This is a genomic window from Pseudomonas sp. R11F (genome assembly GCF_050312575.1).
GTDB classification, from domain to species: Bacteria; Pseudomonadota; Gammaproteobacteria; order Pseudomonadales; family Pseudomonadaceae; genus Aquipseudomonas; species Aquipseudomonas palleroniana.
The window spans coordinates 139,098-162,952 of the sequence record NZ_JBNPJU010000057.1 but is presented as its reverse complement, the minus strand read 5'-3'; the positions used below and the strand labels follow the sequence as shown (position 1 = coordinate 162,952).

Sequence of the window (23,855 nt, the reverse complement as noted above, 5' to 3'; positions counted from 1 at the left end):
ATCAGTAAGCTAGGCGTTTTTCTCAGGCGAGACAACTTTCGTCGCCAAATTAACAGCTTGCGCCTCAATCGGACTTCAGCACCATCAGCAGGGCATCGTCAGCCAATTGCTCAAGTGTCAGGCTGCCCTGGGCACGAAACCAGGTGGTGGTCCAGGACAAGGCACCGGTCAGGAAGCGCCGCGTAATAAACACATCCCCCTTGATGTACCCGGCGGCCTTCGCCTCCTCCAGCACTTGCAGCCAGATATTTTCGTACACATCGCGCAGCGCCAATACCCGGGCCTGGCCTTCGGCCGACAGCGAGCGCCATTCGTAGACCAGCACCGCCATGGCCTCGCCACTGCCGCCCATGATCGATTGCAATTCGCAGCGGATCAGCGCCAGCACCCGTTCGCGCACGTTGCTCGCCTCCTCGAGGGAAGCACGCATCATCGCGGTGTTGTAGTGAATGGTTTCCTCCATCACCGCACGCAGAATCTCGTCCTTGCTCTTGAAGTGATGAAAGATGCTGCCGGACTGAATGCCCACGGCACCGGCCAAGTCACGCACCGTGGTGCGTTCAAAACCCTTGTTGCGAAACAGGTGAGCCGCGGTTTGCAGCAATTTGCCCCGGGCGCTGTCGGGGTCGGTCAATTGGCCGCCATCGACCATGGTGCGCATCACCCGCTGGGCTTTGTGCTCATCCATGCTGCTCTCCTTTATTTCTACTAACGTCTTGGGCGGCAATTTAGGCTGTGACCGCCACCCAAGCAAGCGCTTGGGCAGAACTTGTGTCGGGAGTTTACAAACCAAGCGCTTGCTTGGTAGTCTCGACCCAGCCATTCGAGGAAGGATCTCTCATGAGCAAGACGGTTCGTATCGGCTGCGCCAGCGCTTTCTGGGGCGATACCAGCACGGCTGCCGCCCAGTTGGTGCATGGCGGCGCGCTGGACTACCTAGTGTTCGACTACCTGGCGGAAGTCACAATGTCGATCCTCGCCGGGGCGCGCTTGAAAGATCCCCAGGCCGGCTACGCCACCGACTTCGTCGAGGTGCTCACGCCATTGTTGGCCGAGATCCGGCGCCAGGGCATCCGCGTGATCAGCAACGCCGGGGGCATCCATCCACAAGCCTGCGCTGCGGCGCTCCAGGCGGCCTGCGATGAAGCCCGGCTGCCGCTGAAAATCGCCGTGCTGCTGGGCGACGACCTGCAACCCCGGCTCAAGCAACTGCACGGCGTCACCGACCTGTTCAACGGCGCGCCGCTGCCGCCGGCCTGCGTGTCCGCCAACGCTTATCTCGGCGCTCCCGGCATCGTCCAGGCGCTGGCGCTGGGCGCCGATATCGTCATCACCGGCCGGGTGGTCGACAGCGCCGTGGTCAGTGCCGCACTGGTGCATGAGTTCGGCTGGTCCTGGCAGGACTATGACCGCCTGGCCCAAGCCGCCCTGGCCGGGCACATTATCGAATGCGGCGCACAGTGCACCGGCGGCAACTTCACCGATTGGCGCGACGTGCCGGACTACGAACACATCGGCTTCCCCATCGTCGAGGTGAGCGCCGACGGGCAGTTCACCGTGAACAAAGTCGAGGGTACGGGCGGGTTGATCAGTGAACTCAGCGTGGCCGAGCAACTGCTGTATGAAATCGGCGACCCGCGTGCGTACCTGTTGCCCGATGTGATCTGCGATTTCAGCCAGGTGCGCTTGCAGCAACAGGGCAAAAACTGCGTACGCCTGCACGGCGCCAAGGGCTTGCCGCCCACTGCGCAGTACAAAGTCAGCGCCACTTACCTGGATGGCTTTCGCTGTACCGCCAGTTGCCTGCTGGCCGGGATCGATGCGGTGGCCAAGGCCGAGCGCGTCAGCCAGGCGATCATCAACAAGACGTCGGAGCTGTTCAGCCAGCGCGGTTGGGGCCCCTACACCGAAGTGAATATCGAACTGCTGGGCAGCGAAGCCACCTACGGCGCCCACGCCCAACGCCACGACAGCCGCGAAGTGGTGGTGAAGCTCGCCGTGCGCCACCCGAACAAGCAGGCATTGCTGCTGTTCGCCCGTGAAATCGCCCAGGCGGCGACCGGCATGGCACCGGGCCTGACCGGCATCGTCGGTGGGCGACCTTCGGTCTACCCGTTGATCCGACTGTTTTCGTTCCTGGTCGACAAAACCGCGTGTAAGCCGCTGGTCGAATGCCAAGGGCAACGCCACGCCTGCGCGTTACCGCCCGTGCATGCGCTCGCCACGCCGGCCGCACCGCTTGATCCACCCAAGCCTCAAGGCCGCGCAGATGCCAGCGTACCGCTGGTGAAACTCGCCGTAGCGCGCTCCGGGGACAAGGGCAACCACAGCAACATCGGTGTGATCGCCCGCGACCCCGAGTACCTGCCGTGGATCGCCGAAGCGCTGACCCCGGAAGTGATCGTCGATTGGATGAGCCATGTGCTCGATCCCCTGCATGGCCGCGTCGAGCGCTGGTATTTGCCCGGCAGCCACAGCCTGAATTTCCTGCTGGAAAACGCCCTGGGCGGCGGTGGTATCGCCAGCCTGCGCATCGACCCGCAAGGCAAGGCGTTTGCCCAGCAACTGCTGGAAATCCCCATTGCCGTGCCGCAGCACATTGCCGATCAACTTCGCTAAAGGACCGTTGCCGTGGCCTTCGACTCGATCTTCAAAGCCAACCTGTTCCAAGGGCAAACCGTGATTGTCACGGGAGGCGGCAGCGGTATTGGCCGCTGCACCGCCCATGAACTGGCGGCCCTGGGCGCCCAGGTAATACTCGTGGGGCGCAAACCGGAAAAACTCCAGGCAGTAGCGGCGGAGATAGCCCAGGACGGTGGCAACGCCCACTGGCAGGCTTGCGACATTCGCGATGAAGCGGCGGTCAAAGCACTCGTCAGCCAGCTCATCGGCGAGCACGGGCCGATCCACGGGCTGGTGAATAACGCCGGCGGCCAGTACCCATCGCCACTGGCCTCGATCAACCAGAAAGGTTTTGAAACCGTACTGCGTACCAACCTGGTCGGCGGCTTCCTGATGGCCCGTGAAGTGTTCAACCAATCCATGAGCCAGCACGGCGGCGCCATCGTCAACATGCTCGCCGACATGTGGGGCGGCATGCCTGGCATGGGGCACTCCGGAGCGGCCCGTTCGGGTATGGACAACTTCACCAAGACCGCCGCGTTCGAATGGGGTTACGCCGGTGTGCGGGTCAATGCCGTGGCGCCGGGCTGGATTGCCTCCAGCGGCATGGACACTTACGAAGGCGCGTTCAAGGCGGTGATCCCGACGTTGCGCGAACACGTGCCGCTCAAGCGCATCGGCACCGAGTCGGAGGTCAGCGCCGCCATTGTGTTCCTGCTCAGCCCCGCCGCGGCCTTTATCAGCGGCAGCACCCTGCGCATCGACGGCGCCGCCAGCCTGGGCAGCCGCGCCTGGCCGCTGCACAAGGCGCAGCCACCCAGCGCGTCGTTCAACGGTTTCCATCGTGCCTCTGTGCCCGATGTGCTCAAGGCGGAGCAATAAAACCATGCCGGTGATCGAAACCCAGATCGACATCCATAGCCCGCAATTCGCGCAAAACCGCGAAGCCCTGTTGACCAGCCTTCAACAACTGCACCAACTGCAACAGCAGTTGCTGAGCAAAGCGCAGGAGGCCAGACCCAAGTTCGAGCGGCGCAACCAACTGCTGCCCCGCGAACGCCTCAACCTGCTGCTGGACCCCGGCGCACCGTTCCTTGAACTGGCGAGCCTGGCCGGCTACAAACTCCACGATGACAAGGACGGCAGCGCCGCCGGCGGTGGCTTGATCGCCGGCATCGGCTACGTCAGTGGCGTGCGCATGCTGGTGGTGGCCAATAACAGTGCGATCAAGGGCGGGACCATTTCCCCCACGGGCCTGAAGAAATCCCTGCGCCTGCAACAGATCGCCATGGAGAACAAACTGCCGGTGGTGACCCTGGCGGAAAGTGGCGGCGCGAACCTCAACTATGCCGCCGAGATTTTTGTCGAAGGCGCCCGCAGCTTTGCCAATCAGGCACGCATGTCGGCCATGGGCTTACCGCAGATCACCGTGGTGCATGGCTCCGCCACGGCGGGTGGGGCCTATCAGCCCGGGTTGTCGGATTACGTGGTGGTCGTGCGCGGCAACGCCAAGCTGTTCCTCGCCGGGCCGCCTCTGCTCAAGGCCGCCACCGGCGAAGTGGCGACCGATGAAGCCTTGGGCGGAGCTGAAATGCATGCGCAAACCGCCGGCACAGCGGAGTACCTGGCGGAAAATGATGCGGACGGCGTGCGTATCGTGCGCGAAATCGTCGCCCTGCTGCCCTGGAATGAGCGACTGCCGCCCGCCCCGACGCGGCCTTACACAGAACCGTTGTATCCCATCGACGAACTGCTGGGGTTGATCCCCAATGACCCGAAAAAACCCTACGACGTGCGTGAAATCCTCGCGCGCCTGGCAGACGGCTCCGCCTTCCTCGAATTCAAGGGCGAGTTCGACGCCCACACCGTGTGCGGCCACTTGCACATCCAGGGCCGTGCGCTGGGCGTGATCGGCAACAACGGCCCGATCACGCCCAAGGGGGCCAGCAAAGCCGCGCAGTTTATCCAGCTATGCGACCAGAGCCGCACACCACTGCTGTTCCTGCACAACACCACGGGGTTCATGGTCGGTACCGAATCGGAGCAGCAAGGCGTGATCAAGCATGGCGCGAAGATGATCCAGGCCGTGGCGACGGCGCGGGTGCCTAAACTCGCGATTGTGGTCGGCGGCTCCTACGGTGCCGGCAACTACGCGATGTGCGGTCGCGGCCTGGACCCACGGTTCATCTTCGCCTGGCCCAACAGCCGCACGGCGGTGATGGGCGGCGCGCAGGCCGGCAAGGTGTTGCGCATCGTCACCGAAGCCAAGCAACTGAAAGACGGCCTGGTGCCCGACTCCAAGGTGCTGGACATGCTGGAACAGGTCACCGCACAGAAACTCGACAGCCAGTCCACTGCGCTGTATGGCAGTGCCAATCTGTGGGATGACGGGCTGATAGACCCCCGCGATACGCGCACGTTGCTGGGGTTGCTGCTGGATATCTGCCACGAAGCCGAGGTCAGGCAGTTGCAGCCCAACAGTTTTGGCGTGGCGCGTTTCTAACAGGAGAACAACAACAATGATCTTCACCCAGGAACACCAGGAACTGCGCCGCACCGTCCGTGCCTTTGTCGACCGCGAGATCAACCCGCATGTGGATGAATGGGAAAAAGCCGGGCGTTTTCCCATCCACCACATCTTTCGCAAAGCCGGCGAGCTGGGCCTGCTGGGCATTTCCAAGCCTGAGGCATTCGGCGGCATGGGCCTGGACTACAGCTATTCGATTGTCGCCGCCGAGGAATTCGGCACCATTCGTTGCGGCGGTATTCCCATGTCCATTGGCGTGCAAACCGATATGTGCACCCCGGCCCTCGCCCGCTTCGGCTCCGATGAATTGCGCGACGAGTTCCTCCGACCAGCCATCAGCGGCGAACAAGTGGGCTGTATCGGCGTCTCGGAAACCGGCGCCGGCTCCGATGTGGCCGGGTTGAAAACCCATGCGCGCAAGGACGGCGGCGACTACGTAATCAACGGCAGCAAGATGTGGATCACCAACTCCCCCAGCGCCGACTTTATCTGCCTGCTGGCCAACACCTCCGACGACAAACCGCACATCAACAAGTCGCTGATCATGGTGCCGATGAACACGCCCGGCATCCGTGTCAGCCCGCCCCTGGAAAAACTCGGCATGCACAGTTCCGAGACCGCGCAGGTGTTCTTCGATGACGTGCGCGTGCCCCAGCGCAACCGTATCGGCCACGAAGGCGCGGGCTTCATGATGCAGATGCTGCAATTCCAGGAAGAACGCCTGTTTGGCGCGGCCAATATGATCAAGGGCCTGGAGTACTGCATTGACAGCACGATCGACTACTGCAAGGAGCGCCAGACGTTCGGCAAGGCTTTGATCGACAACCAGGTGATCCACTTTCGCCTGGCTGAATTGGCCACCGAAATCGAATGCCTGCGCGCCCTGGTGTACCAGGCCACCGAGCAATACATCAAAGGCCAGGACGTCACGCGCCTGGCCTCCATGGCCAAGCTCAAGGCCGGGCGCCTGGGGCGCGAGGTCAGCGACAGTTGCCTGCAATACTGGGGCGGCATGGGCTATATGTGGGACAACCCGGTGGCCCGCGCCTACCGCGACGTGCGCCTGGTGTCGATCGGCGGCGGTGCCGATGAAATCATGCTGGGCATCCTCTGCAAACTGATGGGCACCTTGCCCGGTAAAAAGTCATGAACACCCTGTTGCTCGAAGCGCATCACGGCGTGCTGCATATCACCCTCAACCGCCCCGAATGCCGCAATGCGATGAGCCTGGAAATGGTCAATGAACTGCGCACGGTGCTGGCAGGGCTGGACAGCCAGATACGGGCGTTGGTGATCACAGGCGTCGGCGGGCATTTCTGTGCCGGCGCGGATGTGAAGGACATGCTCCACGCCGGCGATCAGTTACAGGCCTTGAATCGGGCGTTCGGCACGCTGTTGCAGCAAGTTGAAGCGCTGCCGCAGGCGGTAATCGTGGTGTTGCAAGGCGCGGTGCTGGGCGGCGGGTTTGGCTTGGCGTGTGTGAGTGATATTGCGATTGCCGATCATCAGGCGCAGTTCGGCTTGCCGGAGACCCGCCTGGGCCTGCTGCCGGCGCAGATAGCGCCGTTTGTGGTCAAGCGAATCGGGCTGACCCAGGCACGCCGATTGGCGCTGACGGCGGCGCGGTTTGATGGGATGCAAGCTGAGCGGTTGGGCGTGGTGCATTTTGTCGAGACGGATCCGCAGGCCCTGGCGCAGCGCCTGGATGAGGTGTTGGGCGAGGTGCTCAAGTGCGCACCCGGGGCGAATGGACGGACCAAGGCGCTGTTGCTGGCCAGCGTGGATGAGCCGCTCGAGAACGTATTGGATCGGGGGGCACAGTGGTTTGCCGAGGCCGTCAGGGGGGAGGAAGGGATCGAGGGGACTCAGGCCTTTGTACAAAAGCGTCAGCCTGAGTGGTGCAAATGATGCCATCGGGAGCAAGCCCCCTCCCACCGTTGGAACGCACTTCAACAATGTGGAAGGGGCTTGCTCCCGATGAGGCCCGAACCGACACCCCATCAACCAAGGGATAACTCAATGCCCGCATTCAGCAAAATCCTGATCGCCAACCGCGGTGAGATCGCCTGCCGTATCCAGCGCACCGCCCAAGCCCTGGGCTACCGCACCGTGGCCGTCTACAGCGACGCCGATGCCGAGGCGCTGCACGTCCTGATGGCCGACGAAGCCGTCAACATCGGTCCCGCTCCCGTACAACAGTCCTACCTGGACATCCCGGCCATTCTCGATGCCGCCAGGAAAACCGGCGCCGACGCCATCCACCCCGGCTACGGCTTCCTCTCCGAAAACGCCCCATTCGCCAAAGCCTGCCTGGAGGCCGGCTTGACCTTCATCGGCCCCAGCGTCGAGGCCATCGAACTGATGGGCAGCAAACGCCTGTCCAAGCTCGCCATGCTCGACGCCGGTGTGCCCTGTGTTGCGGGCTACCAAGGCGAGCAACAAGACAACGCCACGCTACAACAGCAAGCCAACCGCATCGGCTACCCGCTGATGATCAAAGCCAGCGCCGGCGGCGGCGGGCGTGGCATGCGCCTTGTGCAGGATGCCGACGCCCTGCTGGAGAATCTGCACACCGCCCGCTCCGAAGCCAAAAACGCGTTTGGCAGCGACGAACTGATCCTCGAACAAGCGTTGATCGACCCGCGCCACGTCGAGATCCAACTGTTCGGCGACCAACACGGCAACCTCATCTACCTGGGCGAGCGCGACTGCTCGATCCAACGCCGTCACCAGAAAGTCATCGAAGAAGCCCCCTGCCCCATCATGACGCCCGCGTTGCGCCAGGCCATGGGCGAAGCCGCCCTCAAGGCCGGGCGCGCGGTGAATTACGTGGGTGCGGGCACCGTGGAGTTCTTGCTCGACCGCGACGGCCGGTTTTACTTCCTCGAAATAAACACCCGCCTGCAGGTGGAACACCCGGTCACTGAACTGATCACAGGCCTGGATCTGGTGGACTGGCAGTTGAAAATCGCCGCCGGCGACCCGCTGCCGCTGGAACAGGCCGATGTGCGCCTGAGCGGCCACGCCATGGAAGTGCGCCTGTATGCCGAAGACCCGACCCAGGGCTTTGTGCCGCAAACCGGCGATGTGCTGCGCTGGGAGCCGGCCGCCGGTGTGCGGACTGACCACGGCGTACTGCAAGGCCAGCGCATCAGCCCGTTCTATGACGCGATGCTCGGCAAGATCATCGCCCACGGCACTACCCGTGAAGAGGCCCGACGCAAGCTGCTGCGCGCAGTGCAAGACACCCTGCTGCTGGGCGTGACCACCAACCAACGGTTGCTGGCCGACCTGCTCAAGCATCCGGATTTTATCGCAGGCGATTTCAGTACCGGCTTTATCGCCGAGCACTTCAGCGAAGTCCCGCCTCAGGCCGCGACAAAAGAACAACTCGCGCTGGCCGCCGCGCTGTTTTATCAACACAGCGCCAGTGCGCATGCACCGGCTCTTGCGGGCTGGAGCAACAATCCCAGCGCCAGTGCGCCTTGGGCCTGCCGCCTGGAGGTCAACGGTGAAATCCACAACGTCAGTGCCGCCCCCCTGCAACTCAGCACCGATGGCGAGTATGCCACCCTGGAACTCGACGGCATTCGCCGACGTGTCGCCTACCACCTTGAGGGCACCCGGTTATGGCTGCCGGGTCTCAGCATTACCCACTGCACCCAGCCAGTCGCCGGCCGCCAGACGAGCGCCGGCAGCGGCACGGTCAAAGCGCCGATGGACGGTGCCATTGTCGACATCCGCGTGAGCGCCGGGCAAACCGTCACCAAAGGCCAACTGCTGCTGGTGCTCGAAGCGATGAAAATGGAGCATCCGCTCACCGCCGGCATCGATGGGGTCATCAAAGGCGTGCAGGTGATGACCGGCGATCAGGTGCGCAATCGCCAAGTGCTGCTGGAGATCGAATAGCGGCAGCCCTGGGCCTCGATGAAAAAACAGCGCGGAACTACAAGGTCACGCTACGCTCTATCCCCATCAGGAAACAAAGAGTACGGGAACCTGCGCGATGCCTCATTGGCTGATTATTGACCTTGAAGCCACAACGGATGAAGGCGGCTGGCCCGTGACGGAGATGGAAGTCATCGAGATCGGCGCCAGCCTGGTCAACCGCCAGGGCCGTGAACTGGATCATTTCCAGCGCTTTGTGCGGCCGCTGCGTCGCCCCTTGCTGACGCCCTTCTGCCGCCAACTGACCCATATCACCCAGGCCAATATCGATGCTGCCGCCCCGCTCAGCGAGGTGTGGCCACTGTTCGAGCGCTGGCTGGGCCAGCATCAGACACGCCTGGAAGGCTGGGCCAGCTGGGGCGACTACGATCGTGTGCAACTGGAACTGGAATGGCAGCGCAATGACCTGACCAGCGTCCTGGCGCAAACGACCCACGTCAATCTCAAGCAGCGCTTCGCCAAGGCCCGGCGCCTGGACAAGCCGCTGGGGCTCAATGGCGCCCTGCAATTGGCGGGGATGCAGTTCCATGGCCAGCAACATCGCGCGCTGGAAGATGCACGCAACACCGCACGCCTGCTGCCGTTGATTTTGCCGGTCTAGGCAGCTCCTCCGGGCTTGGGCATACTGGCCGACCTTTCCAGACCCTTTTTCCGAGGATTCACCCATGTTTAAAGTCAATGAGTACTTCGACGGCACCGTCAAGTCGATCGCTTTCGGCACCGCAGAGGGTCCGGCGACTATCGGCGTGATGGCCCCGGGTGAATACGAGTTCGGCACCGCCCAGCGTGAAATCATGCACGTGGTATCCGGCGCACTGACCGTCAAACTGCCGGAAGCCAGCGAGTGGGAAACCTTCGCCGCCGGCAGCCAGTTCAACGTACCGGCCAACAGCAAGTTCCAGCTGAAGGTCGCGGTGGACACCGCTTACCTGTGCGAATACCGCGGCTGAGTTTCAGCCCGACAAAAAAATGCCCGTCTCGCAGGAGACGGGCATTTTTTATTCCAGGATCGTGACCGGCATGCCGACTTCGAGATAGCCGATGCCATCGTTGACCAAGTTCTGGCCGAACATCGCGCCACTTTCCGTCTTGCGATAGCTATCGAGCGTGGCGAAAGGTTCGCGATCGGCACTACGCTCGCCGGTGGCGGGGTCGATCGTGGTGAGAATGCAGCGTGAACACGGCTTGACCACGCGCAACTCGACGTCGCCAATGCGCAGGCGCTTCCAGCCGTCTTCGGCAAAGGCTTCCCCCCCTTCGATCACCAGGTTGGGACGAAAACGCAGCATCTCCATCGGGCGGCCAACGTGCCGCGAAAGATCGTCCAGAGAGCCCTGGCCGATCAGCAACAACGGGTAGCCGTCGGCAAACGCCACTTGATCGTCGTCGTTGCCGAACCCCGCCTCGGTGGTACGGGCGCGGGCCAGCGGCATCTGCACCAGCCGCGTGGGCTTGCCGATAAACTCACTGACCCAGGCGGCGGCCGCATCCCCGGCATCCGGCACGCGCAAGGTGTCGCGCCAGATGGTCACGCCGCGCAGCTCGACGTCACTGCCAGGCAAGGCCACTTCCAGCGACGCAACGCCTGGGGTGCTGAGGGTCAAGCCACCGGCTGCGTTCCACAGCGCCGATAGCTGGCTCATCTTCGCCACCGCTCGTTGCGTCAGGAAACGCCCACTGGCCTCGTCCACCAGCATCCAGCGTCGGTCCCCTTCCAGCCCCAGTTTATCCAGGCCGATCCGCTGCAAGACCTCGGCCTTGCCGGACTTCAAAGGGTAACGGTACAACGCGCTGAGACGAAGCATGAGCCTGCTTTCCTGGAGGATAAAGCGCCACCCTATACGAGCAGGCCCCCAGAATCAAAACCCCCTTGTAGTGAGCGGGCTCGCCCCGCGCTGGGGGGCGCAGCCGCCCCAACAGGGACGCCGCGGTGTATCAGAAAAACCGAGGTGCCTGGATTTGGGGCGGCTGCGCCCCCCAGCGCGGGGCAAGCCCGCTCACTACAGATCCAGCGTCAGGCGTTGGCGGACTACGTCCACCAGTTTGTCCGGCTGGAACTTGGACAGGAAGTTGTCGCAGCCGACCTTCTTGACCATCGACTCGTTGAAGCTGCCCGACAGCGAGGTGTGCAGCACCACATAGAGCCCGCGCAAGCGTGGATCGTTGCGGATCTCGGTGGTCAGGCGATAGCCGTCCATCTCGGGCATTTCGGCGTCGGTGAAGATCATCAGCAGTTTGTCGGTCATCACCTGGCCGCTGTCGGCCCAGGTCTTGAGCATATTCAGTGCCTTGAGGCCGTCGCTGGCGATGTGCATCTTCACGCCGAGCTGCCCGAGGGTGTCGCGCAGTTGCGCCAGGGCGACATTGGAGTCATCCACCAGCAGTACTTCGCGGCCACGGGCGCGTTCCAGCACCGGGTCTTCGAGTTTTTCCCGGGAGACCTTGGCGTTATACGGCACGATCTCGGCGAGGACTTTTTCCACGTCGATGATTTCCACCAACTGATCATCGACCTTACTGATGGCGGTCAGGTAATGCTGACGCCCGGCGCTGGTCGGTGGTGGCAGGATGGCTTCCCAGTTCATGTTGACGATACGGTCCACGCCCCCCACCAGGAACGCCTGTACCGAGCGGTTGTACTCGGTGACGATAATGGTGCTGTCGGGCCCCGGCACCAGCGGACGCATGCCGATGGCCTGGGACAAGTCGATCACCGGCAGGGTCTGGCCACGCAGGTTGACCACGCCGCACACGAATGGATGGCGCTGGGGCATCAGGGTCAGCTTGGGCAGTTGCAGGACTTCCTGCACCTTGAACACATTGATCGCGAACAACTGCCGCCCGGCCAGGCGAAACATGAGAATCTCCAGGCGATTCTCACCCACCAGCTGCGTGCGTTGATCTACGGTGTCGAGAATGCCGGCCATTAAAAGCTCCTGATGTGCGCGTTGAATTCACGCTGAGAAATTGTGCAACTCAGTTAAGACTAGTTATCGGCGGCAATCGCCAGACCTTGACCCCAGTAAAATGCCACGTAAATCAGTTGATGTCACACTGACATCATGGTTTACTGAATTGCGCCTTCATCCGGCATTGCCGCAACGTCGCGCGACACCCGAATCGACGTAGGGTTCCATCGTATAAGGGATTCCCCTATACACAATCAGGTCCAACCTGATATTCGCGATATCTAATAGCCATTAATGTGACGCCATTCTCATTGCATGAATGGAGTCAGGCTTTTGTTTGCCACACCAAGCCCACATCCCACGGGTCTTCCAGGCACTCTGTCGGCGGCAACTAAAGTTGTGCAATCGCCCCGGACAGCGAGGGCCACGCGCGGCTTTTGTGGTCAATTCAATAACGTTCCTACTGCAATCTCAGAACCGACCTACAGATTCCAGTCATATTTCAGCAGTAGTTTTACGCCATTCACCCGGTGCGACATCTCATCACCCGACCTTATGTTGCGGAGACTTACATGATGAATAGCGCAAACGAATGGCAAACCACACTTCCCGAGTTCCTGCTGGAAGCCGAAATGCTGCTGGCCAAATCGGAAGAGTGCTTGAGCCACCTGCATTTGATTCGCAACGACAGCGATGCCATCGACTGCATGAAAGCCAGCCTCGCCAAGCTGGCGGAAAAAGCCGAAGGCCTGGCATTGCAGGCGATCAGTGAATTCTCCAGGCATCTGCAATGCCTGATTGCCAACGCCGTGAACCCCATGCAATTGCATGATCAGGCACTGGACGCCCTGCACGACTGCCTGACGCTGCTGGCCTGGCAACTGGAGTTGATCGACACGCGCACCGGCGAACTGGCGCTGGATGAAAGCGAACAAACAACGCTGATTGCGACGGTCACCTTGCAAATCCCACAAAAAGACTTCGGCAATAAGCCACAATCACGTTTGCACCACACGGTTTGAGCAATGACCAGGTCGTATTTAATCGGTTAGTTATCTAAAAACGACCTTGGGTTAGTCGGTCGAGGCGATCTTGCGCGGCCGATATATCAATTAGCCATGTCTGCAACCCGGTTCATTAATACAACTACTCACTCACTTTGAACTCTGGGATTACCACTCAGGGTATTGGCTTGGTTAATAAGCCAATCGAGCGAGGCGCCAGGCGACCGACGGTAATAGTGGTGGTACTATGCCCCGCTCGAAGTGACTCAACTTCATCATGTCCAAAAACGATTCGGCACCGTATTCCAAACAAAGGCCTGTCACCCCCCATGACCGGCTTTCCCGCAGCGAACCTTCATTGGCTCCATCCGCTATGTACGCCAGCCTCAAGTCACTCATCACAAGGTCCGTGTCCCGCAGCAATGCCCGCCGCCTGGTCCTCGCCTTGTGCCTGTGCTCGTTGCTGGTCAGCCTGTGGGCCTATAGCCACAACGCCCCCCTGCCGCTCTCGATCCTTCTGCTCAACCTCATCACCTTGATCGTGGTGGGCGTGCAGCAATGGCACTCGCGCAAATCCATCAAGTTCCAGCCCCAGGAACTGGCCGACCGCCTGCTGCAAGTCCAGGAAAACGAACGCCACCGGCTCAGCCGCGACCTGCACGATGACATCGGCCAATTGCTGACCGCCGCCAAACTGCAAAGCGAATGGCTCAAGCGCCGACTGCCAGACGACCTGCAAAGCCAATGCACGGTGCTGTGCAATACCCTGAATGAGACCCTGGCCAAAGTGCGTGACGTATCGGCGATTCTCAACCCGCGCCAGTTGGCCAGCCTGGGCCTGGAAGCCAGCCTGCGCGCGCACCTGCTCAAGACCCTGGAAAACACCCCGATCCACTGGAGCCTGGAATGCCAGCAACGGTTGACCGGCATCCCCGAAGAAATGGCCGTGGCCGCCTTTCGCATCACCCAGGAAGCGGTGACCAACATGCTCCGCCACGCCCAGGCGCAGAACCTGCGGGTGCGCCTGCAGCGCCTGCCCGAAGGCTTGTCGCTGATGATCTGCGATGACGGCCGTGGCTTTTCACCCGCGCCCAACCCGGGCCTGATGGGCCAGCGGGGCATGGCCGGCATGGTCGAACGGATCGATCAACTGGGAGGCTCTTTGTCCGTCAACAGCCAACCCGGCCAGGGCACACGGATCGACGCACTTTTCCCCTGGGCGCCCCGCGCCCTCGAACGGGCCAGCGCCCCTAAGGCTCTTGAGTGACTTGCACACTACTCCTGGTGGATGACCACGCTCTGATCCGGGCCGGCGTGCGCGCGCTGATCCAGGATATCCCCGGCTACACCGTGATTGGCGAAGCCGACGATGGCGCGCAAGTGCTGGAAGCCTTCAGCACCTTGCAGCCGGACATCGTGCTGCTGGACCTGTCGATGAAACACACCGGTGGCCTGGATGCCTTGCAGCAGCTCAAAGCGGCCTACCCCAAGAGCAAGGTGCTGATCCTGTCGATGCACACCGACCCCGAGTTGATCATGCGCGCGCTGGAGTCCGGCGCCCACGGCTATCTGCTCAAGGACACCACGGCCAACGAGCTGGAACACGCCTTGCTGGCCCTGCGCAATAATGAGCGCTACCTGAGTCCCGCCATTGCCCACACCGTGATCAACCAGGCATTGATCCGCAGCCAGGGGCCGGCCTCTCCCGTCGCCCACAACCACACCCTCACGGCACGCCAGCTGGAGATCCTGCGCTTGATCGTGCGCGGTAAATCTACCCGGGAAATCGCCCAGGGACTGGGCTTGAGCATCAAGACGGTGGAAGCCCATCGCTCGCAGATCATGAAACGCCTGCAGATCTATGACGTCGCCGGCCTGGTGTTATTCGCCGTTCGCGAGCAGATCATCAGCCTGGACGACTAGGGGCGAGCCCAGCGGCAAGTGCACGCGCAAGGCCTTGGGCAACGCACTGAAGCGCAAATCGTCGCCCTGCAGCGGCTCACCATCCAGGTTGATGTACAACCCTTCGGCCACCTTGATTTCGACCCAGGGCAAACGTGCCCGCACAAACATATTGTCCAGGCCCCAGCCGTCACTCATCAGGGTCAGCAAAGTGCCGACCACTTCCTGGGGCGCCGGCAGAATGCTGATATCCAGCAAGCCATCATCGGCCAACGCGCCCGGGCACAACACATGCCCACCGCCCGCTTGGCGACCGTTGCCGATACCGAGCGCGAGCAGATCACCTTTCCAGTGAAAGCCGGGGCCTTCCAGCTCACCATAGGCCGCCTTCAATTCGCTGAATCGGGTCAGGCCGGTGAACAGGTAGGCGGCGCCGCCCAGGACCTTTTTCAGGTCTTCCGAGGTATTGGCGGTGACCTGGCTGCCGAAGCCGCCAGTGGCCATGTTGAGGAAGATTTGCCCGCCGGCCTGGCCGAGGTCGATTGCCCGAGGTGGCACGTCCAGCAGTGCCAATGCCTGTGCAGGTTCCAGCGGCACGCCGGCGGCGCGGGCAAAGTCGTTGGCGGTGCCCAGGGGCATCAGGACCAGGCTGGCGTCGGTCTTGGCCCGGGCCATGGCTTCGGCGACGTCACGCAGCGTACCGTCGCCGCCACCGGCGATGATGTGGGTGTAGCCGTCAGCCAGGGCTTCATTGACCAGGCGTTGGGCGTCGCCGCCTTCCCATGTGACCCGCACGGCCAACTCATCACCCTGCTCGCGCCGAGCCTGTACGGCCGCGCGCACGTCCTCGTTCAAGGCTTGTTTGCCGTGAAGGATCAATAGAGCTTTGGGGCTGGTCATGGGTGGGTGACTCCAGGGGTTGAGGGTTCCTGAAGGATGTGGACATTCGGTGAGGGGGAAAAAGTCATTGGGTGAGGGAAATTAATTCGTTGGGGCCCGAACAACGACACTGTACGAGGGGGGCTGCCGATAAGGGTGGGCCAGTGGATGAATCGGGTGCCTGCCCCACTGCAATCGGGAGCAAGCCCCCTCCCACAGGCTTCAGCTCTTGTGAAGCTTGCTCATCAACTGCGCCTCCGCCTGGGTCAACCCACACGACTGCGTCAGCTCATCCACCGTAGCGCCCATGCCGACCAACTTCGCCGCCTGGGCGAACGACAAGCTCGTCGGGTCACGCTGTTCAATCTGCGCCAGCTTGTCCGGCAATGGCCCGAGGATGGCGCGCAGTTCATGCACCTCATCCCCCACCTTCACCGTCGTTTGCTGGAAGTGATCAACACGCTTGACCAGATCGATGATGCGTCGGTCACGCAAGGCATCGCGCTCAGCCTGCTGCTGGGCCAATTCCCGTTGCTGGCGCAGGTAGCGCAGCAGGAACGCCAAAGTCCCGGCCCACAACAGGGCCAGGACAATCACCGCCGCCTCGAAGAACAATCAGATGCTCTCCAGTTCCGACCATTCTTCTTCGCTCATCATCTTGTCCAGCTCAACCAGAATCAGCAGCTCGTTGTTCTTGTTGCATACGCCCTGGATAAACTTGGCGGATTCTTCATTGCCCACGTTCGGCGCGGTTTCCACTTCCGACTGGCGCAGGTAAACCACTTCCGCCACGCTGTCGACCATGATCCCGACCACTTGCTTGTCGGCTTCGATGATCACGATACGCGTGTTGTCGCTGACTTCGACCGTGTCCAGGCCAAAACGCTGGCGGGTGTCGATCACCGTCACCACGTTGCCGCGCAGGTTGATGATGCCCAGCACATAGCTTGGCGCCCCCGGAACCGGAGCGATCTCGGTGTAGCGCAGCACTTCCTGCACGCGCATCACGTTGATACCGTAGGTTTCGTTGTCCAGTTTGAAGGTAACCCATTGCAGGATTGGATCTTCCGAACCTTGTGCGGACGCTGATTTGTTCATGCTTAGAACCCCTTCAATGCCGGCTCAACCGGCGTGTGTGCTTCGCTAACCGCATTCGCATGCGGGCCTTATTGTTCAATCAACTGCGCGGGTGCGCAGGCATCGACTTGACGGCACCGCTGGCGATCAACTCGGCCAGTTCAGCGACGTCGAGCAACGCGCACATATGTTCGATCACGGTGCCTGCCAGCCAGGGTCGTTGGCCACGGTGGCTGCGCCATTTGATTTCGTTCGGGTCCAGGCGCAACGAGCGGCTGACTTGATGCACCGCCAACCCCCATTCGTAGCCCTGCACCGAGATCACGTATTGCAAGCCCTGGCGAAAATCGTCGCGGTAGCGATCGGGCATCACCCAACGGGCGGTATCCAGCACTTTAAGATTACCGGCCTGGCTGGGCAGGATGCCGAGGAACCAATCCGGTTGCCCGAACAACGGTGTCAGTTCCTGGCCTTCCAGAGAATAGATCGAACCCAGGCACACCAACGGCACCGCCAGGGTCAGCCCGGCGACATCGAATAACAGGCATTCGAAGGGCTCGGCGGCCCAGTATGGGCGGCCGTCACCGGTGTCCGGCGGCGGTGTGATGCTCGGTGGCAGGTGCACATCTGCAACGGGCTCAACCACGACCGGCTCGACCGGCGCCACAACCGGCACTGCCGCCACGACCGGCACCACCACAGGGGCGACCACGACATGGGCGTCACGCGCCTGCTCTTCCAATACGGCCAACTGGAATTCATCCAGCATAGTGTCTGCAGCGATGGCCGGTTCAAGTTCCAGCACCGGCTCCGGCAAGGGTTCCTCGGTCGCATCCTGCAGCAAGGCGTCCAGGTAGGACTCCAGTGCCAATTGCGGCCGGGTCTTGAGTTTGACAGGACGGTTCATCAAGCCACCTGCGCTACAAGCTGCTGGGCCAGCAGGTGCTTGAGCAACGCACGATAAGCCAGCACGCCACGGCTTTTGCCATCGAACTGCGAGGGCGTCAGGCCCGCGCGGCTGGCGTCACGCAAGCGCGTGTCGACCGGGATGTAGCCATTCCAGATGGTGTCCGGGTAGGCATCGCGTAATACCCGCAAGGTACCGAGGGACGCTTGGGTACGGCGGTCGAACAAGGTCGGCACAATGCAGAACGGCAGCGCCTGTTTACGCGAGCGGTTGATCATCGCCAGGGTGCTGACCATGCGCTCCAGGCCTTTGACGGCCAAGTGCTCGGTCTGCACCGGGATCACCAGTTGCTGGCTGGCCGCCAAGGCGTTGACCATCAGCACGCCGAGCAACGGCGGGCTGTCGATAATGGCGTAGTCGAAGTCCTGCCACAGCTGCGCCAGGGTCTTGGCGATCACCAGGCCCAGCCCGCTCTGCCCCGGCGACTGGCGCTCAAGGGTCGCCAGCGCGGTACTGGAGGGCAGCAGGGAAATGCTTTCGTTACTGGTGGGCAGCAGCAATTGCCCCGGCAAGTCGCTGGGTACGCTGCCCTTGTGCAGGAACAGGTCGTAGCAACTGTGCTCCAGCGCATCCGGGTCGTAGCCGAAATAGCTGGTCATGGAGCCATGGGGGTCGAGGTCGACCACGACCACACGCTTGCCCGCTTCGGCCAGCAAGCCGGCTAAGGCGATGGAGGTGGTGGTCTTGCCGACTCCACCTTTTTGATTGGCAACTGCCCAGACTCTCATTCGGTTGGTTCCTCCCGGTGGGCAAAAGCGCGACCGAGACATTGCATCAGTTATTGAGCCAGTGACGGGGAATTGACGCTCCCCTGCCGAACCGGCGGCTTGACCACAGGCGGTGCAGTTTGTGTGCCAGCCCGCCTCAATGCCGCATCCGGTGTTGCATTAGCCGTTCCCGTACCCGTCAGGCTACGGCGTACATCGAGGTTGCGCGACACCACCAATACCACACGGCGGTTACGTGCGCGGCCCTCGGCGGTCGCATTATTGGCCACCGGCTGGAATTCACCATAGCCCACCGACGCCAGGCGCTCAGGGTTCACACCCTGCATCGCCAGCATGCGCACGATACTGGCCGCGCGGGCGGATGAGAGCTCCCAGTTGGTCGGGTACTGCGCGGTGTTGATGGGGAAATTGTCGGTAAAGCCTTCGACATGGATCGGGTTTTCAAACGGTTTGAGAATCGCCGCCACCTTGTCGATGATGGTGAACGCCTGATCGCTGGGCATGGCATCGGCGCTGGCGAACAGCAGGCTGGAATTAAGCTCGATCTCCACCCACAGCTCATTGCCGCGCACGGTCATCTGGTTGGACTTGATCAGGTCACCGAACGCGGCGCTGATATCGTCGGCGATGCTTTTGAGCGGGTCGCTGGTGCCGCCGATACCGGCGGCGACTTCATCGCTGTCGTTGACCAGCGGCTTGGCCGGGGTCACGGTCTTGGGTCGTTCATCACCGATGGGAATCGGCTTGATCGAGCGATCGGTGTCGTTGAACACCCCGATCAGCGCCTGGGAAATGACCTTGTACTTGCCTTCGTTGATCGACGAGATGGAATACATCACCACGAAAAACGCGAACAGCAAGGTGATGAAGTCCGCGTAGGACACCAGCCAGCGCTCATGATTGACGTGTTCTTCAGGCTCGCGACGGCGACGGCTCACAGGCAGACACCTCTCTGACCAAGATTGACCGCTTCATTGTGATTGTGGCGAGCGAGCTTGCTCGCGCTGGGCTGCGAAGCGGCCCCAAAACCAGGCGACGCGCTCCATCTGAAGAAATAGGTAGGCTGTATTGGGGCTGCTTCGCAGCCCAGCGCGAGCAAGCTCGCTCGCCACAGGTTGATAGCCATCGCCATCAATCCATGAAGCCCTGGAGCTTCAATTCGATGGAGCGCGGGTTCTCGCCCTCGGCAATCGACAGCAAACCTTCCAGCAGCATCTCCCGGTAACGTGACTGACGCATGGCGATCGACTTGAGCTTGCTGGCCACCGGCAACAGCACCAGGTTGGCACTGGCCACGCCATAGATGGTGGCGACAAATGCCACGGCAATACCGCTGCCCAATTGCGACGGATCGGCCAGGTTGCCCATGACGTGAATCAGGCCCATCACCGCACCGATGATGCCAATGGTCGGCGCGTAGCCGCCCATGCTTTCAAAGACTTTGGCCGCGTTGATGTCACGGCTTTCCTGTGTGTAGAAATCCACTTCGAGGATGCTGCGGATCGCTTCCGGTTCGGCGCCGTCCACCAGCAGCTGCAAGCCTTTGCGTGCGTAGCTGTCGGGCTCGGCATCGGCCACGCCTTCCAGGCCCAGCAGGCCCTCCTTGCGCGCGGTGAGGCTCCAGTTGACCACACGATCGATGCCACCGAGCAGGTCGATACGCGGTGGAAAAATGATCCACACCAGAATCTGCATGGCACGCTTGAACGAGCTCAGGGGCGATTGCAGCAAGGCTGCGCCCACGGTGCCGCCGATCACGATCAACGCCGCCGGGCCGTTGGCCAAGGCGCCGAGGTGGCCGCCTTCGAGGAAGTTGCCGCCGATGATCGCGACAAACGCCAGGGTGATACCGATCAAGCTCAACACATCCATCAGAGGCAGGCCTCCGCCAGATGCTTGCCGATGTCGTCCAGGCTGTACACGGCGTCGGCCAGGTCCGCCTTGACGATGGCCATGGGCATGCCATAGATCACGCAGCTGGCCTCATCCTGGGCCCAGACCGTGCTGCCCCCCTGCTTGAGCAGACGTGCGCCTTCACGACCGTCGGCGCCCATGCCGGTGAGCACCACCGCCAGAACTTTGTCGCCGTAGGACTTGGCCGCCGAACCGAAGGTGATATCCACGCACGGCTTGTAGTTAAGGCGTTCATCGCCCGGCAGGATTTTCACCGCGCCACGGCCATCCACCATCATCTGCTTGCCACCCGGCGCCAGCAACGCCAGGCCAGGACGCAGGATGTCGCCGTCTTCGGCTTCCTTGACGCTGATGCGGCACAGCTTGTCCAGGCGTTCGGCGAAGGCTTTGGTAAACGCGGCGGGCATATGCTGCACCAGCACGATCGGCGCCGGAAAGTTGGCCGGCAGTTGGGTCAATACGCGTTGCAGGGCGACCGGGCCGCCGGTTGAGGTACCGATAGCCACTAGCTTGTAGGCTTTGCGCTTGGGCGCGGGCGAATGAGCGCTCGGCGCCGAAGCACGGACGGGAGCCACGGCGGGCCGCGCCACTGGCGCAGGCGCCGGACGCGCGAATGAGGAACTGGTCGGCGCAGGTGCCGCAGGTGCCGCCACTGGCGCAGGCGCAGGTGCAGGCGTGCTGAACAGGCTGCGGCGGTTGCTGCGGGAAATGCTGTGCACCTTCTCGCACAGCATCTGCTTGACCTTCTCGGGGTTGCGCGAGATGTCTTCGAAATTCTTCGGCAGGAAGTCCACCGCACCCGCGTCCAGCGCATCCAGGGTTACCCGGGCACCTTCATGGGTCAGCGACGAGAACATCAATACCGGGGTCGGGCAGCGTTGCATGATGTGGCGAACTGCCGTGATGCCATCCATCATCGGCATCTCGTAGTCCATGGTGATCACGTCCGGCTTCAACGCAATGGCCTGATCAATCGCCTCTTTACCGTTGGTGGCCGTGCCGACCACCTGAATGGTTGGATCGGCGGAAAGAATTTCCGAGACGCGGCGGCGGAAGAAACCCGAATCGTCCACCACCAGGACCTTGACTGCCATAAACACTCCGTTAGGTGGGGCGGGCACGATTGCCCAACCCCCACCAGAATCAAATACGCCGAGCGGCGTAACGCTTGAGCATGCTCGGAACATCGAGAATCAGCGCGATCCGACCGTCACCGGTGATGGTCGCACCCGACATGCCCGGGGTTCCCTGCAGCATTTTGCCCAAAGGCTTGATGACCACTTCTTCCTGGCCCACCAGTTGATCGACAACAAAGCCGATACGCTGGGTGCCCACGGACAGGATCACCACGTGGCCTTCGCGCTGCTCTTCATGGGCAGCAGACGCAACCAGCCAGCGCTTGAGGTAGAACAGCGGCAGCGCCTTGTCACGCACGATCACCACTTCCTGGCCATCCACCACATTGGTGCGCGACAGGTCGAGGTGGAAGATCTCGTTGACGTTGACCAGCGGGAACGCGAACGCCTGGTTGCCCAGCATCACCATCAGGGTCGGCATGATCGCCAAGGTCAACGGCACCTTGATCACGATCTTCGAGCCCTGGCCCTTGGTCGAGTAGATATTGATCGAGCCGTTGAGCTGGCTGATCTTGGTCTTCACCACGTCCATGCCGACGCCACGACCAGACACGTCGGAAATCTCGGTCTTGGTCGAGAAGCCCGGGGCGAAGATCAGGTTGTAGCACTCGGTGTCGGTCAGACGGTCGGCGGCATCCTTGTCCATCACACCGCGCTTGACTGCAATGTTGCGCAGGATGGTCGGGTCCATGCCCTTGCCGTCATCGGTGATCGACAACAGGATATGGTCGCCTTCTTGCTCGGCCGCCAGAATCACCTTGCCGCCGCGGGACTTGCCCGAGGCTTCACGTTCTTCAGGGGTTTCGACGCCGTGGTCGACTGCGTTGCGCACCAAGTGGACCAGCGGGTCAGCCAGGGCCTCGACCAGGTTTTTGTCGAGGTCGGTTTCTTCCCCCACCAGCTCCAGGTTGATCTCTTTCTTGAGCTGGCGCGCCAGGTCACGAACCAGGCGCGGGAAGCGGCCGAAGACTTTCTTGATCGGCTGCATCCGCGTTTTCATCACAGCGGTCTGCAGGTCGGCGGTGACCACGTCGAGGTTCGACACGGCCTTCTGCATCGACTCGTCGCCACTGCTCAGGCCCAGGCGTACCAGGCGGTTACGCACCAACACCAGCTCGCCGACCATGTTCATGATGTCGTCCAGCCGCGCCGTGTCCACGCGCACCGTGGTTTCAGCTTCGCTGGCCGGCTTTTCGGCCACTGGTGCAGCGGCGGCACGCGCCGGTGCAGCGGCCGGCGCAGCAGCAGGAGCCGGCTTGGCGGCAGCAGGTGCAGCAGCAGGTGCAGGTGCAGGTTTCGCCGCTACCGGGGTAGCGGTCGCAGCCGCCGCCGGGGGTACTTCACTGAACTTGCCCTTGCCGTGCAATTCGTCGAGCAAGGCTTCGAATTCGTGCTCGGAAATCAGCCCGTCGCCGGCTGGCTGCGCACTGGCAGGCGGCGTAACAGGCGGCTTGGCAGCCGTCGGCGCAGCCGCTGTCGCGGCAACTTCCGGCAGGGCTTCGGCCGCGAACGTGCCTTTGCCGTGCAGTTGGTCGAGCAACGCTTCGAATTCGTCGTCGGTAATGTCGGTGCTGGCCGGGGCCGCAGGCGCTTCGGAAGCTGCAGCAGGCGCCACGGCATCGGCGGCGAACTGGCCCTTGCCATGCAACTGGTCGAGCAAGGATTCAAATTCGGCGTCGGTGATGTCTTCGCTGGTCGGCACGGCAGCAGGTGCCGCCGGAGCTTCGGCTTCGGCCTTCGCCGCGCTGAGGGAGTTGAGCAGTTGCTCGAACTCGCTATCGGTCACATCCGGCTCAGGTTCGGCAACCGGTTCCGGGGCGGCTTCCACCGCCGGCGCGGCCGAGGTGTCGGCAGGCTCTGCGTAGCGCGCCAGGGCGGCCAGCAGCTCGGGCGTGGCGGCCGTGATCGGCGCACGTTCACGGACCTGGCTGAACATGCCATTGACCGCATCCAGGGCTTCGAGAATCACGTCCATCAATTCCGAATCAACGTGACGCTCACCCTTGCGCAGGATGTCGAACACGTTCTCGGCGATGTGGCAGCACTCCACCAGCTCATGGAGCTGGAGGAAGCCGGCGCCCCCTTTTACAGTGTGAAAACCGCGAAAAATTGCATTGAGCAGGTTCGCATCATCCGGGCGGCTTTCCAGCTCGACCAGTTGCTCGGACAGTTGCTCTAAAATTTCGCCGGCCTCTACAAGGAAATCCTGAAGGATCTCTTCATCGGCGCCGAAGCTCATGTG

23 protein-coding genes are annotated in these 23,855 nt (G+C 62.1%); 11 read left to right on the top strand and 12 right to left on the bottom strand.

All coding sequences use genetic code 11. The features are described 5' to 3' along the window. Positions 1 to 64: 64 nt before the first annotated feature. Positions 65 to 688 carry a TetR/AcrR family transcriptional regulator gene (locus ACQRBV_RS16365; RefSeq protein ID WP_411985145.1) on the bottom strand — a complete coding sequence of 208 codons (624 nt, stop codon included), beginning with the start codon at positions 686 to 688 and terminating at the stop codon, positions 65 to 67. A 152-nt stretch (positions 689 to 840) separates the two neighbouring features. On the opposite strand from ACQRBV_RS16365, the gene ACQRBV_RS16360 reads away from it, so the two are divergent. The 8 genes from ACQRBV_RS16360 to ACQRBV_RS16325 all read left to right on the top strand — a co-directional run bounded on the left by ACQRBV_RS16360 (position 841) and on the right by ACQRBV_RS16325 (position 10,047). After that, entirely contained in the window at positions 841 to 2,619 is a 1,779-nt protein-coding gene (locus ACQRBV_RS16360) for an acyclic terpene utilization AtuA family protein (protein WP_411985146.1), read from the top strand. Between the two features lie 12 nt (positions 2,620 to 2,631). Then, positions 2,632 to 3,504 carry an SDR family oxidoreductase gene (locus tag ACQRBV_RS16355; RefSeq protein ID WP_244385368.1) on the top strand — a complete coding sequence of 291 codons (873 nt, stop codon included), beginning with the start codon at positions 2,632 to 2,634 and terminating at the stop codon, positions 3,502 to 3,504. A gap of 4 nt (positions 3,505 to 3,508) precedes the next feature. Beyond that, complete coding sequence (locus ACQRBV_RS16350) at positions 3,509 to 5,125, top strand: acyl-CoA carboxylase subunit beta (protein WP_411985147.1); 1,617 nt, start codon at positions 3,509 to 3,511, stop codon at positions 5,123 to 5,125. Positions 5,126 to 5,141: 16 nt separating this feature from the next. Beyond that, the gene (gene atuD / locus ACQRBV_RS16345) at positions 5,142 to 6,299 is read left to right on the top strand and encodes a citronellyl-CoA dehydrogenase (protein ID WP_104994411.1); all 1,158 of its coding nucleotides are present in this window, start codon (positions 5,142 to 5,144) and stop codon (positions 6,297 to 6,299) included. Then, a complete protein-coding gene (locus tag ACQRBV_RS16340; RefSeq protein WP_411985148.1) occupies positions 6,296 to 7,057 on the top strand; it encodes an enoyl-CoA hydratase/isomerase family protein in 762 nt (253 codons plus the stop codon). Before atuD ends, ACQRBV_RS16340 begins: the two co-directional genes overlap by 4 nt. 111 nt (positions 7,058 to 7,168) lie before the next feature. Beyond that, a complete protein-coding gene (locus tag ACQRBV_RS16335) occupies positions 7,169 to 9,058 on the top strand; it encodes an acetyl-CoA carboxylase biotin carboxylase subunit (RefSeq protein ID WP_411985149.1) in 1,890 nt (629 codons plus the stop codon). Between the two features lie 97 nt (positions 9,059 to 9,155). Then, a complete protein-coding gene (locus tag ACQRBV_RS16330; protein WP_060756003.1) occupies positions 9,156 to 9,698 on the top strand; it encodes an exonuclease domain-containing protein in 543 nt (180 codons plus the stop codon). Positions 9,699 to 9,762: 64 nt separating this feature from the next. Continuing rightward, positions 9,763 to 10,047: a pyrimidine/purine nucleoside phosphorylase gene (locus tag ACQRBV_RS16325; protein ID WP_060756004.1), complete on the top strand. Its 285-nt coding sequence runs from the start codon at positions 9,763 to 9,765 to the stop codon at positions 10,045 to 10,047. 48 nt (positions 10,048 to 10,095) lie between these two features. On the opposite strand, the gene ACQRBV_RS16320 is transcribed toward ACQRBV_RS16325, so the two are convergent. Together ACQRBV_RS16320 and ACQRBV_RS16315 are read right to left on the bottom strand one after the other, a co-directional pair. Next, positions 10,096 to 10,902 carry an MOSC domain-containing protein gene (locus tag ACQRBV_RS16320; protein ID WP_411985150.1) on the bottom strand — a complete coding sequence of 269 codons (807 nt, stop codon included), beginning with the start codon at positions 10,900 to 10,902 and terminating at the stop codon, positions 10,096 to 10,098. Positions 10,903 to 11,097: 195 nt separating this feature from the next. After that, the gene (locus ACQRBV_RS16315) at positions 11,098 to 12,024 is read right to left on the bottom strand and encodes a chemotaxis protein CheV (RefSeq protein WP_060756006.1); all 927 of its coding nucleotides are present in this window, start codon (positions 12,022 to 12,024) and stop codon (positions 11,098 to 11,100) included. Between the two features lie 554 nt (positions 12,025 to 12,578). On the opposite strand from ACQRBV_RS16315, the gene ACQRBV_RS16310 reads away from it, so the two are divergent. From ACQRBV_RS16310 to ACQRBV_RS16300, 3 genes are all read left to right on the top strand, one after another. After that, positions 12,579 to 13,028 carry a hypothetical protein gene (locus tag ACQRBV_RS16310; protein WP_174554034.1) on the top strand — a complete coding sequence of 150 codons (450 nt, stop codon included), beginning with the start codon at positions 12,579 to 12,581 and terminating at the stop codon, positions 13,026 to 13,028. Positions 13,029 to 13,383: 355 nt separating this feature from the next. Then, complete coding sequence (locus tag ACQRBV_RS16305) at positions 13,384 to 14,277, top strand: sensor histidine kinase (protein WP_060756007.1); 894 nt, start codon at positions 13,384 to 13,386, stop codon at positions 14,275 to 14,277. After that, a complete protein-coding gene (locus ACQRBV_RS16300) occupies positions 14,274 to 14,933 on the top strand; it encodes a response regulator transcription factor (protein WP_060756008.1) in 660 nt (219 codons plus the stop codon). The genes ACQRBV_RS16305 and ACQRBV_RS16300 overlap by 4 nt, the downstream gene beginning before the upstream one ends. Here ACQRBV_RS16300 and yegS read toward each other — a convergent pair. The 9 genes from yegS to ACQRBV_RS16255 form a co-directional block, all read right to left on the bottom strand. Next, positions 14,892 to 15,812, bottom strand: coding sequence for a lipid kinase YegS (gene yegS / locus ACQRBV_RS16295; RefSeq protein ID WP_090369542.1), 921 nt, complete (start codon positions 15,810 to 15,812; stop codon positions 14,892 to 14,894). The two genes, ACQRBV_RS16300 and yegS, sit on opposite strands and share 42 nt — an antisense overlap. Positions 15,813 to 16,013: 201 nt before the next feature. Further along, entirely contained in the window at positions 16,014 to 16,406 is a 393-nt protein-coding gene (locus tag ACQRBV_RS16290; protein ID WP_060756010.1) for a DUF2802 domain-containing protein, read from the bottom strand. Beyond that, a complete protein-coding gene (locus ACQRBV_RS16285; RefSeq protein ID WP_060756011.1) occupies positions 16,407 to 16,889 on the bottom strand; it encodes a chemotaxis protein CheW in 483 nt (160 codons plus the stop codon). Positions 16,890 to 16,968: 79 nt separating this feature from the next. Continuing rightward, entirely contained in the window at positions 16,969 to 17,775 is an 807-nt protein-coding gene (locus ACQRBV_RS16280; RefSeq protein ID WP_244699903.1) for a CheW domain-containing protein, read from the bottom strand. Further along, on the bottom strand, positions 17,775 to 18,563 hold the full coding sequence (locus tag ACQRBV_RS16275; RefSeq protein WP_060756013.1) for a ParA family protein: 789 nt from the start codon (positions 18,561 to 18,563) through the stop codon (positions 17,775 to 17,777). The genes ACQRBV_RS16280 and ACQRBV_RS16275 overlap by 1 nt, the downstream gene beginning before the upstream one ends. 50 nt (positions 18,564 to 18,613) lie before the next feature. Further along, positions 18,614 to 19,501 carry a flagellar motor protein MotD gene (gene motD, locus ACQRBV_RS16270; protein WP_060756014.1) on the bottom strand — a complete coding sequence of 296 codons (888 nt, stop codon included), beginning with the start codon at positions 19,499 to 19,501 and terminating at the stop codon, positions 18,614 to 18,616. Between the two features lie 193 nt (positions 19,502 to 19,694). Further along, entirely contained in the window at positions 19,695 to 20,435 is a 741-nt protein-coding gene (locus tag ACQRBV_RS16265; RefSeq protein WP_060756015.1) for a flagellar motor protein, read from the bottom strand. Further along, a complete protein-coding gene (locus ACQRBV_RS16260; RefSeq protein ID WP_411985151.1) occupies positions 20,435 to 21,571 on the bottom strand; it encodes a protein-glutamate methylesterase/protein-glutamine glutaminase in 1,137 nt (378 codons plus the stop codon). Before ACQRBV_RS16260 ends, ACQRBV_RS16265 begins: the two co-directional genes overlap by 1 nt. A 49-nt stretch (positions 21,572 to 21,620) precedes the next feature. Further along, a complete protein-coding gene (locus ACQRBV_RS16255; protein WP_411985152.1) occupies positions 21,621 to 23,852 on the bottom strand; it encodes a chemotaxis protein CheA in 2,232 nt (743 codons plus the stop codon). Positions 23,853 to 23,855: the final 3 nt, after the last annotated feature.